Raw genomic sequence first — 12405 nt, forward strand, 5'->3', positions numbered from 1 at the left:
CGAGCGGTTACACTCGACACCTTGCCCAAACTTTCATCGTAGATCTCTGGCATGCACACGGTAGTTCCTGGCTGGTTCGGCTTATCGGCCGTCTGGTTCATCCCTCTGATCTGGCGTCTCGTGAAGTCGGTGCTGCCCGGCGGCGCGGGGCTGCGCGGCCCCGGCACGATCCGCCTGTGGCTCGGCTTTTTCTGCGTGCTGCTGTCAAGCTGCGCGCTCGAAGCGTCGATCCTGAACATCGAGGGTTTCGATGCGCTCGGCCACGCGCTCGCGGGCGGCCTCGGCAAGCTGATCGGACACGTCGCCGCACCGCTCGCGATGGCGGCGTTGTTCTTCATCAGCCTGCCCTGGCTCATCGAGTTCCGCTGGCGCGACTTTTTCGTCTGGGCCGATGTCTCGCTTGGCCTCGGCCTGAACATCCGTCCGTCCGATGACGACGACGAGGGCAGCGAGCGCGTCTCGCGCCGCAGCCGCCGCAACCGCCACGACACGCAGGACGGCGCCAAGGCATCGGGCGCTTCGTCCGGCATGAGCGCAGGTCTCGCCGGACTGGGCAGTCTCGGCAGCGCTTTAGGCCTGGGCGGCGGCCTCGCCTCGGGCGACGGCCCGAATATCGGCTCCGGCGCAGGCACGACCGCGCCGCACGACGATCCGCCCCGCAAGCGCCCCACGGTCTGGCGTCCGCAGATGCCGGGCAAGCGCACGGCTGCGGGTGCAGCAGGTGCGGCTGTGACAGGCGTGGCTGGCGCCGCGAATGCCGCACAAGCCACACACGGCGCAGGCGTCGCGCAAATGGACAACTCCCCGTGGCGCACCGAACCGGATTTCGCCTCGCCGCCTCCGAGTCCCGCCGCCGCGTGGGCGCGCAGCGAACCGACCGCGCCGGTGGGCTGGTTGCGTGAAGGACAACCCGGTGCGCGTGCACCGATGCCGTCCGCGCCGCAGTCGGGCGCCATGACCGGCGAGCTTCGCCGTGGCGCGCCGTTGCCCGCGTCCGCTGGCACGTTGAACGGCGGCATGCCGGGCGACGCACGGCGCGCGAGCGTCGGCGGCCCGAATGGCGTGCCGGTGCCCGCTCCTGCTGTCGCCTTCCCCGCCGACGTGCAACGTCAGGCGATGACGGGCCTTGGCGGCGTCGCCGTGGCTGCGGCAGGCGCGCAGGTCGCGGCGGGCGGTGCTTCGCCGTGGCGCGTCGCGCCTGGGCGTTCCGCTCCGAACGGTGCCTCGGCGGCAATGGGTACATCACAAGGCAGCGCACCGATCCGCGCACCCTCGATGCGCCCGCCAGCACCTGCCGCAGCACACGCGACACAAGCGGCACAAGCGGCACTGGCGGCACACGCCGCGCCGCTCGCTTCGACGACTTCGGTGCCGGTCATGCCGCGCAGCGCCGTGCCGAACGCCGTCGATCCGATCGTCTCGCCTTACGCGAGTCCGGCGCCCTTGCGCCGTAGCGCGCCGCCGCCGGTTGCGGGCAGCACGGCCGCACGCGCCGCGGCTGCCGCTGCGCCGCAGCCGCGCCATCAGGCAAAGCCCGCTCGTCCGTTCGTCTGGCCGACCAAAACGACGCCGACCGCTGCAGTGCGTACGCCCCCCGCGATCAGCCCGCAGATCGCCGCCGCGCCCATGACGACGCCGGTCGCCGAAGTCAGTCCCGTCATGCCGGCCTACTCGCGCCCGGTGACGCCCGCCCCCGCCGCCGAACCTGCGCCGCTCTCGTCCAGCGTGCTCGAAACGCTGCGCTCGATCGAAGAAAACGCCGCACGCTGGACATCGCTGGCTGGTGCGAGTCTTGCGCGCCGCAATAGTGTCGATGAGCCAGTCGCGCAAGTGGACGCCGCAGCACCCAAGGTGTCGCTGGAACAGGCGCACGCCCCGCAGGTCGCCGCCCCGGTTCAAGCGGCGGATCACGTCGCTCACGCTGCGGCTGAAGCACCTGCAAGACCTGCAACACCTGAAGCGCCCACCGAGCCAGTGCAGGAAACACCGCTCGTCCCGACGCATCAACCCGACGAGGAAGCGACGGCTTCGATACCCGAAGCCGTTCACGTCGAAGCTGAAGCCGAAGCCACGCCAGCCGCTGCCGCAACGCAAGTCGAAGCGCCCGCTAGCGAGACGACGCCGGACACCGATAACGTCCTGCCCGATTTCCTGATCGGCGCGCAAGAGAATGAGCCCGCATCGGCGGAACCGGTCGCATCCGCCGCGTCGGAAGAAGCGCCGGTCAAGTGGCCGGACTTCGACAATGGCATGCCGTGGGTGATGCTCGATGACGAGCCGCAGGCCCATGAAGCCATCGAAGCTGAAACCGCCGCACCGGTGCAGGAAGTGACGCCTTCGGAACCCGCCGCCGATACCACGAGCAACATCGTGCGCTTCCCGCGCCTCGTGACTGCGCACGTGCCGGTCGAGCAACTGGAAGACGAACCCGAAGCCGAAATCGAACAGCCGGCAGTCGAAGCCGCAAGCACGCAGGAAGCGGTTGCGAGCGTCGCGACTCCGGAACCCGAGGTCGCCGAGCCGCTGGCGCCCGCCGCCGTCGATATCTTCACCGCAGCGTTCAGCGCCGCGCTGCCGACCTTCATCGCCAAAGCCGCCGAAGAGGAAGAAGCGAAGGCCGCAGAAGAAGCGCTGGCTCAAGCCGAAGCGCCGGCAATCGTCGAAGCGGAACCGCTTCCGAGCGTCGTCACTGCACGCGAGCAGGAAGTGCACAACGAAGCGCACAACGAAGCGCCTGCGATCGAAACGACGCCGGTTGAAGAACCCGTAGCCGTCGAAGCCGAACCCATCGAAGCCGAAGCCGCAGCGACACAACCCGCACTGATCGAGCCGGAACCTGAGCACGAGCCCGAACCCGAGCCGGTCGTCGCGCAAGCCAGTTTTGCAACCGAAGCGCCCGCCATCGAGATCGTTCGTCCGGCGCCGACTCCGGTCGAAAGCACGGCGGCCGAACCGCAACCGGCATCGGAGCCGTTCGGTATCGCTGCACCGCTCGCCGCCGTTGCTGCGGCTGCAGCCGCCGTCACGCCGACCGTAGCGAACGCGGCAATCGCCACGACTGCCACGACTGGCGCAATCGCCACAATCGCACCGGCCCTTGGCACGGCGCACACCGTTGCAGCCGCAACCACGCCCGAAAGCACCGAAATCGAACCGGCAGCAGCGCCTGCATGGCACCTGCCGATCATTCAGGCGCCTGCTGCACCTGCACCTGCACCCGCCCCGAGCGCGCCGGTCGTGCCGCCGTGGGAGCAGGCGCTCACCCCGGCGCCCGCGCCTTTCGTCCCCGCCGCGCCGATCGAAGCCGCCCCCCTCGCGCCGATCCCGGCAGCGCCCGCATGGCACTTCCCGCCGGAACCTGCTGCAACGGCCTTCCCGTCGATCGCGCCGATTGCGCCGATCACGCCGATCGCGCCGATCGCGCCGCTTCAACCGCCAGCGCCGCCCGCAGCCTTCACGCCGCCGTGGGAGCAAGCGCCGGCAAGCGCCGCCACCCCGGCCGCCGCACCCGCAGCCCCGCTCGAAGCGGCAACGCAAACCGCAATGCCTGCCCCCGCACCTGCGCCAGAACCGGCACGCCAGCCGGTACGCGGCCACGCGCCCACGTCGTTCGAATTCCAGCCGCTCAGCGCCTCGACGGTCGAGCTGCCCGGCTTCGACCTGCTGGAGCGCTCCTCGACCGAGATCGAGTACGTCTCCGAAGAAAAGCTCGCCGAAACCAGCCAGTTGATCGAGCAGCGCCTGCAGGAATTCAAGGTGCCGGTCACGGTGGTCGGCGCTTCGGCGGGCCCGGTCATCACGCGCTTCGAAGTCGAGCCTGCGCTCGGCGTGCGCGGCAGCCAGATCGTCGGTCTGATGAAAGACCTGTCGCGCGGCCTCGGGCTCACGTCGATCCGCGTGGTCGAAACGATTCCGGGCAAGACCTGCATGGGGCTCGAACTGCCCAACGCGAAGCGCCAGATGATCCGCCTGTCCGAGATCCTCGAATCGACGCCGTATCAGCGTTCGCAATCGAAGCTCACGATCGCGCTGGGCAAGGACATCATCGGCCTGCCGATCGTCACCGATCTCGCCAAGGCGCCGCACATGCTCGTCGCGGGCACGACCGGTTCCGGCAAGTCGGTCGCGATCAACGCGATGATCCTCTCGCTGCTCTACAAGGCGACGCCCGAGGATGTGCGCCTCATCATGATCGACCCGAAGATGCTGGAGCTGTCGGTCTACGAAGGCATTCCGCATCTGCTCGCGCCGGTCGTGACCGACATGAAGCTCGCGGCCAACGCGCTCAACTGGTGCGTCGGCGAGATGGAAAAGCGTTACCGGCTGATGTCGGCGGTGGGCGTGCGCAATCTCGCGGGCTTCAACCAGAAGATTCGCGACGCCGCGGCGCAGGAAAAGAAGATCGGCAATCCGTTCTCGCTCACGCCCGAGGCGCCCGAGCCGCTCTCGCCGCTGCCGATGATCGTCGTGGTGATCGACGAGCTTGCCGACCTGATGATGGTTGCGGGCAAGAAGATCGAAGAGCTGATCGCGCGTCTCGCGCAGAAGGCGCGCGCGGCGGGCATCCACCTGATTCTCGCGACGCAGCGTCCGTCAGTGGACGTCATCACCGGCCTCATCAAGGCGAACATTCCGACGCGCGTGGCGTTCCAGGTGTCGTCCAAGATCGACTCGCGCACGATTCTCGACCAGATGGGCGCGGAATCGCTGCTCGGCCAGGGCGACATGCTGTTCCTGCCGCCAGGCACCGGCTACCCGCAGCGCGTGCACGGCGCGTTCGTCGCCGACGAGGAAGTGCATGCCGTGGTCGAGTACCTGAAGCAGTTCGGCGAGCCGGAATACGTCGAGGGCATTCTCGACGGCCCGGCGAGCGAAGGCGCGCCGCAAGACCTGTTCGGCGAGTCGCCCGAAGCGGAAGCCGATCCGCTTTACGACGAGGCGGTGGCCTTTGTCGTGCGCACGCGGCGCGCGTCGATCTCGTCGGTGCAGCGTCAGTTGCGCATCGGCTATAACCGCGCCGCACGCCTGGTCGAACAGATGGAAGCGGCGGGCCTCGTCTCGCCCATGGGCATCAACGGCAGCCGCGAAGTGCTCGTGCCGGGACAGGCTGAATAAGCGTTACAGCATCGCCGCCGTCAAAGCAAAAAACGCCGCGTGGATGAACTCCACGCGGCGTTTTTTTATCTCTTGCCGACTCGCGTCGGCTTCATCAACTCAAGGCGTCACGAACTTGAAATCGACCGGCGAGCCGATGTCGATTTTCTTCGGATTCGCTTCGAGCAGACCCGTTTCCTGGTCGCGGCGGAATACGTACACCGTATCGCTGTTCTGGTTGCCGACGATCAGCCACTGGCCGCTCGGGTCGATGGCGAACTCGCGCGGCGATTTGCCGAGGCTCGCCTGACGGCCCACGCGCTTGAGCTTGCCGCTCGTCGGGTCGACCGCGAAGATCGAGATGTCGTTGGCGTCGCCGCGGTTCGACACATAAAGGAACTTGCCGTCCGGCGAGAGGTGCAATGCCGCTGCGCCCACTGCGCCCTTGAAGTCCGGTTCGGCGAGTTTCTCGACCTGCTCCAGCTTCAGGTGGCCGTCTTCGTAGTTGAACACGCTGACCGTGCCCGCGAGTTCGCTCGTCAGGTACGCGTGGCGACCGTCGTTGCCGAACACGAGGTGACGCGGGCCGGTGCCGGCCTTCACGTCGGTGTAGCGCCACTCGGCCGGGCTCACCAGACCGCGCGTGCCGTCCGGCGTGTAGCGGTAAGTCCAGAGCTTGTCGGTGCCCAGATCCTGCGTGAAGAGATAACGGCCATCGGGCGAGAACACCGTCGAGTGCACGTGCGCGTTGTCCTGGCGTCCCTTCACCGGGCCGCCGCCCTCATGGTGCACGGTCAGCACCGACTGGCCGAGCTTGCCGTCCTGCTCGATGGGCAACACCGCGAAGCTGCCGCCCGGATCGGCGGCGACCGAGTAGTTGGCCACCAGCAGGTATTTGCCGTCCGGCGACAGGCTTAGGTAGCACGGATCGTTGCCCTGCGCCGAGACCTTGTCGAGGAAGGTGAGCTGGCCGCTCGCGGCATCGAAGCCGAACGCGCTCACGTCGCCGCGCGTCGTGGCCGGGCCGTTGTCGCCGGGCAGCTCGTTCACTGCGTAGACGAAGCGCTTGTCGTGGCTCACGACGAGATACGACGGGTTCACGGTCTTCGCGACGCTGACCTGCTGCGCGTCGCCGGTCTTCGAGTCGAAGCGGTAGACGTAAAGGCCTTCGCTCTTGCCGCCCGTGTAAGTGCCGACGATCAGGTCATACACGCCGTTACCCGCGACATTGGCGGACGCGCCGCTTTGCGCGAACGCCTGGGGAGCGGCTACGGACGCGGCGACTGAGGCCATGATGGCAATACCCTTGATGATCTGATGAATGACGCCGCGCTTGTGGGTGCGCGGTGCGTCCCGTTCATGCGACTGCATGGGCACGGCGATTGCGGCTGCATGGCCTTGAATCATGTCGACCTCCTTTCTTCTTGTCGAACTGTCGAATCTGGTGCTGATCGTCCGCACGCGTCATCCTGCGCGCGGCGAATCTTATGAGGGTTGGGGGGCCAGTATACGAGAGGTTGTGCGCCATCGCGCTGCCAGCGCGCAGCGCGCGGCCTCGTCCATCAAGGAGTGAACAATGAATATCCATGTCGCCATCGGCCCGCTCGTCGCGCTCATCGCCGGCATCCTGATTCTGGTTGTGCCTCGCCTGCTCAACTACATCGTCGCGCTCTATCTCATCATCATCGGGCTCATCGGCCTGTTCGGCACGGGCGGGCATTTCTGACCGCCGAAAGCGGCCCTCTCCAGTCCCCTTCGCACGCCCCGAACCGCGCGTCGCGACAGTCCCCGCAGCGATGTTTTGCGTGCGCTGGCGTGCCCGGCGCCGCAAAACGCGTTGCGCATTCCGCCCCTGAGCCACTACTCTTGTCCGTGCATGCGCAGTCGCAGTCGCTTCACGTTCCAGAAAAGTCACAACGCAACGTACCAACCGCACCACGCAAGCTGTCAATCCGCTTACCATGCCCGCACTTATCGAAGACTATGCCTTGATCGGCGACGGCCACACCGCCGCGCTCGTGTCCCGCGAAGGTTCCATCGACTGGCTCTGCTGGCCGCGTTTCGACTCCGGCGCCTGCTTCGCGGCGCTGCTCGGCGACGAAAAGAATGGCCGCTGGCAGATTGCCCCCGCGCCCGCCGCCGACGGCACGCCCGCGAAAATCACCACCACACGCCGTTATCGCGGCGAAACGCTGATCCTCGAAACCGATTTCGAAACCGCCGAAGGCGCGGTCACGCTGATCGACTTCATGCCGCCCGGCAACGGCTGGACTGAACTCGTGCGCATCGTCGTGGGCCGTCGCGGTACGGTGCGCATGCAATGCGAGCTGGTGCTGCGCTTCGACTACGGTTTTTCGGTGCCGTGGGTGAGCCGCCTGACCTACGAAAGCGGCATCAAGGCCACGGTCGGCCCGGACACCATCGTGTTGCGCACGCCCGTCGATCTCGAAGGCGAGAACATGCGCACGCTCGCGCAATTCGACGTCAAGGAAGGCGAGCGCGTGCCGTTTTCGATGGCCTACGCGGCGTCGCACCTGCGCCTGCCGCCGCCGCGCGATCCGTTTACGGCGCTTGCCCGCACCGAAAACTTCTGGGAAGAATGGGCCGCGCGCGGCACGGTCGAAGGCCGCTGGGCCGCCCCGATCCGCCGCTCGCTCATCACGCTCAAGGCGCTCGCCTACGAACCCACGGGCGGCATCGTCGCCGCGCCCACCACTTCGCTGCCCGAGCAGCTGGGCGGCACGCGCAACTGGGACTACCGCTACTGCTGGCTGCGCGACGCGACCATCACGCTGCTCGCCATGATGCGCGGAGGCTACTACGACGAAGCCCGCGCGTGGCGCGCGTGGCTCGGGCGCGTGATGGCCGGGTCGCCCTCGCAGTTGCAGATCATGTACGGCATCGCCGGCGAGCGGCGCCTGCCCGAAATCGAACTCGACTGGCTGCCCGGCTACGAAAACTCGAAGCCCGTGCGCGTGGGCAATAACGCAGTCGGGCAACTGCAACTCGACGTCTATGGCGAAGTGATGAACGCGCTGCACCTCGCGCGCGTGGGCGGCCTGCAAGCCGACGACACCGCGTGGTCGATCCAGTGCGCAATGCTCGAACACCTCGAAAAGATCTGGACGGAGCCCGACGAAGGCATCTGGGAAACGCGCGGCGGCCGCCAGCATTTCACGTTCTCGAAGGTGATGGCGTGGGTCGCGTTCGACCGCTGCGTGCGTTCGGCGGAAAAATTCGACCTGCCGGGCCCGCTCGATCACTGGCGCGCGCTGCGCGAGACCATTCACGCGCAGATCTGCGAGCGCAGCTTCAACCGCGAGCTGAACTCGTTCACGCAGATCTACGGCGGCACCGATCTCGACGCGAGCCTGCTGCTCATGCCGCTGGTCGGCTTCCTGCCCGCCGACGATCCGCGCATCGCGGGCACGGTCGCGGCCATCGAGCGCGACCTGATGTGTGAAGGTTTTGTGATGCGCTACCGCACCACCGACTTCAACGACGGCCTGCCACCCGGCGAAGGCACCTTTCTCGCGTGCAGTTTCTGGATGGTCGATAACCTCGCGCTCCAGGGCCGCATGGACGACGCGCGCGCGATGTACGAGCGCCTGCTCGGACTCGCCAACGACGTCGGCTTGCTGGCCGAGGAATACGACCCGATCGCAGGCCGTCTTGTGGGAAATTTCCCACAAGCCTTCTCGCACGTGGCGCTTGTGCACACGGGCCTGAACCTGATGCGCCACGAGCAGGAAATGGCCAGCGAAACCGGCCATCCCGAGGGCGTCCCGCCGATGGAAGCCGATTTCGAGGCCACCGCTTCTTAGTGAGGAATGCGAGCCACGCGTAGGTGAAATCAGGATCGCGAAGGACTTGATGCACGCGTCAACGTACGAAAGCGCCGACGCGTTTGTAGGAGGTGCGCTAAACTTGACTTGCTGCGTTGCACAACGTTCTGGGGTTCGATAGGATGATCCGCGGGTCGTGCAGCCTGTCATGCAGTCCGGGCAGGTGCGACCGCGGCGCGCCCTTGTGTTTTCGCTCAAGCGGCGCGATGCGCAGCCGATATATAGCCTGTCACAGTATGACTAAAGCCTGATTCAGGCCTGACCGATCAACATGCGGGCCGTCTCCTTGTCGCGTTTTTGCCGCGCGGCCTGGATTCGATCCGGCCCCTGATGCTGGAGCATCCATGCTCTACCAAATCCGCGAATACCAGCGCGCACTGCTTAGCCCACTTACCGCGTGGGCCCAGGCTGCTTCCAAGTCGTTCACCAATCCGTCGAGCCCGTTCTCGCTCGTGCCGGGCGCGTCGCGTCTGGCCGCCGGCTACGAACTGCTCTACCGGCTCGGCAAGGACTACGAAAAGCCCGAATTCAACATCAAGCAGATCGAAAAGGATGGCCACCACATCCCCATCGTCGAACAGACGATTGTCGAAAAGCCGTTCTGCCGCCTGCTGCGCTTCAAGCGCTACGCGGACGATCCTGCCGCCGTGACCGCGCTCAAGGACGAGCCTTCGGTGCTGGTGTGCGCGCCGCTGTCGGGCCACCATTCGACGCTGCTGCGCGACACCGTGCGCACGCTGCTGCAGGACCACAAGGTCTACATCACCGACTGGATCGACGCGCGCATGGTGCCGCTCGAAGAAGGCGCGTTCCATCTGGACGACTACGTCGCGTACATCCAGGAATTCATCCGTCACATTGGTGCGAAGAATCTGCACGTGCTGTCGGTCTGCCAGCCGACGGTGCCGGTGCTCGCGGCCATTTCGCTGATGGCGAGCCGCGGCGAGCCGACCCCGCTCACCATGACGATGATGGGCGGCCCGATCGACGCGCGCCGCAGCCCCACGGCCGTCAACTCGCTCGCAACCGAGCACTCGCTCGAATGGTTCGCGAACAACGTGATTCATCCGGTTCCGGCGAACTATCCGGGCGAAGGCCGCGAGGTCTATCCGGGCTTCCTGCAGCACGCGGGTTTTGTGGCGATGAACCCGGGCCGCCACACGACGGCGCATTGGGACTTCTACAAGAGCCTGTTGCGCGGCGACGAAGAGGATGCCGAAGCACATCGCCAGTTCTACGACGAATACAACGCGGTGCTCGACATGGCCGCCGAGTATTACCTCGAAACGATCCGCACGGTGTTCCAGGAATTCAGCCTCGCCGAGGGCACCTGGGACGTCGCGGGCGAGCGTGTGCGTCCGCAGGATATCCGCGACACGGCGCTGTTTACGATCGAAGGCGAACTCGACGATATTTCGGGCTCCGGACAGACGCGCGCCGCGCACGACCTGTGCACCGGCATCCCCGAGAACGACAAGCACCACCTGACCGCGGAAAAGTGCGGCCACTACGGCATTTTCTCGGGCCGCCGCTGGCGCACCATCATTTATCCGCAACTGCGCGACTTCATCCGCCAGCATCAGCCGCAGGCAAAGCAGCCCGCCAAGGAAAGCGCTGTCGTCTGAGTTTTGCGCGATCTCGCGATGCTTTAGACGCACAAACGCCGCGCCTCATGCCAATGAGGACGCGGCGTTTTTATTTGGCGTTCGCCGTTAGCCCGCTGGCCGGTGTACTTATTTGCGCAGCAGGAACGCGAGCAGCATGTCCGTGTTGAGCTGGATGATTTCGGCGCGCTCGGCGCTCGTGCTGAAGTCGCGGCCCAGCGTAGCGTTGAGCGTGTAGCGGTTCGACACGATGTAATAGCCCATGCCCGAAAGCGTCACGTAAAGACGCAGCGGATCGATGTTCGAGCGGAACAGCCCCGCCGCTTCGCCGCGCGACAGAATGCTGCCGAGCGTGGCGACGATCGGCGACACCATCTCGTGGATGCGCGTCGACTTGAGCATGTAGCGCGCTTCGTGCAGGTTCTCGTTGTTCACGAGCCGCAGCAGTTCGGGATGGTCGCGGTAATAATCCCAGACGAAATGCGCGAGACGCGTGATGGCCTCGACGGGCGCGAGGCCCGCAAGATCGAGCGCGCGTTCGGCTTCGTTGAGCGCGCCAAAGGCGTGCTCCAGCACCGCGGTGAACAGTTGCTCCTTGCTGCCGAAGTAGTAATAGAGCATGCGCTCGTTAGTCTCGGCGCGTCGCGCGATCTGGTCGACGCGGGCGCCGAACAGGCCCCCGCTTGCGAACTCTTCCGCCGCTGCGAGCAGGATGCGGCGGCGTGTGCCTTCAGGATCTCTTTTGATTTTCGGCTGATTCATGGTGGCAGGATCGTTCGATAGGCGCGCGGGTTCCCGTCGGGCACTGCCGGGTCTCTCCAAAAAACCCATGTAGCGGCAGCGTTTCACGGGGCGCGCCAGGTTAATGGACTGACACCCTTCGTTTCACGATCTTCGTTGGTATACGTTCGTTTTCTTTATGAGCAGCGCACCGAGGCCCTCGTGCGACGCTGCCTGTCTTAAGCCGACCTGCATTGCCCGATCCGCTTGTCCCGTGGGTCGGACATTCGAATTAAGCACTTTGATTATGGCACATGCCCTGCCGATGGCAATGCGGGAAATCGGCGATAATGCGGGCTTTGGCGCAACACGCGCGCAGTCCCCGCGAAGGCCGGATTGCCCGTGTCATGGACGTGGATTCATGCGCCCGAAGCGACGCGCCTGGGCAGTACGCGCATGCTTCCCGCCCGATGCGTCCTGCCGCGCGTTTGCCCCGATACCCCGATACCCGATACCCCGCTTGCACCAGCCTGTACCCGCTAGCGCCCGCCTGAACCCCAGCGGGCCAGCGCAGAAATTGCGACCGTGAACAATTCCAGAACACTCGCAGATCGCATCGAAGATCTGCTGCCCCAGACCCAATGCACCAAGTGCGGCTACGACGGCTGCCGGCCCTACGCCGAAGCCGTCGCCGCCGGTACTGCCAGCTACAACCAGTGCCCCCCAGGCGGTGCCGAGGGCGTCGCGCGCCTTGCCCACCTGCTCGGCAAGCCCGTCATCCCGATCAACCCCGATAACGGCGTCGAACGTGCACGCCCCGTTGCGTTCATCGACGAGCAGGTGTGCATCGGCTGCACGCTGTGCCTGCAGGCGTGTCCGGTCGATGCGATCGTCGGCGCACCCAAGCAGATGCACACCATCGTCAAGGATCTCTGCACGGGCTGCGACCTGTGCGTGGCGCCCTGCCCCGTGGACTGCATCGCGATGATCCCGGTGACCGGCGAGGCGACCGGCTGGGACGCCTGGACGCAGCAGCAGGCCGACCAGGCGCGCCTGCGCCACGACCGCCATCAGGCGCGTCTGGCCGCCGAGCGCGACGCGGCCGAAGCCCGCGCCGCCGCACGTCGCGCCGCTGCGGCCGC

The 12405-nt window shown here is 66.2% G+C and carries 8 protein-coding genes; 6 read left to right on the forward strand and 2 right to left on the reverse strand.

Features of this window, described 5'->3' with window-relative positions:
- The first annotated feature begins 51 nt into the window (after positions 1–51).
- Positions 52–5115, forward strand: coding sequence for an FtsK/SpoIIIE family DNA translocase (locus BBA01S_RS48215; RefSeq protein WP_027819649.1), 5064 nt, complete (start codon positions 52–54; stop codon positions 5113–5115).
- Positions 5116–5214: 99 nt separating this feature from the next.
- Here the strand turns inward: BBA01S_RS48215 and BBA01S_RS29800 are convergent, their stop codons facing one another.
- Positions 5215–6471 (reverse strand): lactonase family protein, encoded by a 1257-nt coding sequence (locus BBA01S_RS29800; protein ID WP_084162633.1) that lies wholly within the window; start codon positions 6469–6471, stop codon positions 5215–5217.
- Positions 6472–6499: 28 nt separating this feature from the next.
- On the opposite strand from BBA01S_RS29800, the gene BBA01S_RS47110 reads away from it, so the two are divergent.
- The 4 genes from BBA01S_RS47110 to BBA01S_RS43310 all read left to right on the forward strand — a co-directional run bounded on the left by BBA01S_RS47110 (position 6500) and on the right by BBA01S_RS43310 (position 10564).
- Positions 6500–6667, forward strand: a complete 168-nt coding sequence (locus tag BBA01S_RS47110; protein ID WP_156966125.1) for a hypothetical protein — start codon at positions 6500–6502, stop codon at positions 6665–6667.
- A gap of 3 nt (positions 6668–6670) precedes the next feature.
- Positions 6671–6820, forward strand: a complete 150-nt coding sequence (locus tag BBA01S_RS46170; RefSeq protein ID WP_084162632.1) for a DUF3096 domain-containing protein — start codon at positions 6671–6673, stop codon at positions 6818–6820.
- A gap of 235 nt (positions 6821–7055) precedes the next feature.
- Positions 7056–8918, forward strand: coding sequence for a glycoside hydrolase family 15 protein (locus BBA01S_RS29810; RefSeq protein ID WP_027819651.1), 1863 nt, complete (start codon positions 7056–7058; stop codon positions 8916–8918).
- 365 nt (positions 8919–9283) lie between these two features.
- On the forward strand, positions 9284–10564 hold the full coding sequence (locus tag BBA01S_RS43310; protein ID WP_042298108.1) for a polyhydroxyalkanoate depolymerase: 1281 nt from the start codon (positions 9284–9286) through the stop codon (positions 10562–10564).
- Between the two features lie 108 nt (positions 10565–10672).
- On the opposite strand, the gene BBA01S_RS29825 is transcribed toward BBA01S_RS43310, so the two are convergent.
- A complete protein-coding gene (locus BBA01S_RS29825; protein WP_027819652.1) occupies positions 10673–11305 on the reverse strand; it encodes a TetR family transcriptional regulator in 633 nt (210 codons plus the stop codon).
- Between the two features lie 543 nt (positions 11306–11848).
- Here BBA01S_RS29825 and rsxB point away from each other — a divergent pair.
- On the forward strand, positions 11849–12405 hold a 557-nt coding region (rsxB, locus tag BBA01S_RS29830; RefSeq protein WP_027819653.1), incomplete at its 3' end, for an electron transport complex subunit RsxB.

Source organism: Paraburkholderia bannensis NBRC 103871 (genome assembly GCF_000685015.1).
Lineage (GTDB): Bacteria > Pseudomonadota > Gammaproteobacteria > Burkholderiales > Burkholderiaceae > Paraburkholderia > Paraburkholderia bannensis.

Coding starts and splice junctions, on each gene's coding strand:
- BBA01S_RS48215 (WP_027819649.1), top strand. CDS start 52: ATGCACACGGTAGTTCCTGGCTGGTTCGGCTTATCGGCCGTCTGGTTC.
- BBA01S_RS47110 (WP_156966125.1), top strand. CDS start 6,500: ATGTCGACCTCCTTTCTTCTTGTCGAACTGTCGAATCTGGTGCTGATC.
- BBA01S_RS29810 (WP_027819651.1), top strand. CDS start 7,056: ATGCCCGCACTTATCGAAGACTATGCCTTGATCGGCGACGGCCACACC.
- BBA01S_RS43310 (WP_042298108.1), top strand. CDS start 9,284: ATGCTCTACCAAATCCGCGAATACCAGCGCGCACTGCTTAGCCCACTT.
- BBA01S_RS29825 (WP_027819652.1), bottom strand. CDS start 11,305: ATGAATCAGCCGAAAATCAAAAGAGATCCTGAAGGCACACGCCGCCGC.
- BBA01S_RS46170 (WP_084162632.1), top strand. CDS start 6,671: ATGAATATCCATGTCGCCATCGGCCCGCTCGTCGCGCTCATCGCCGGC.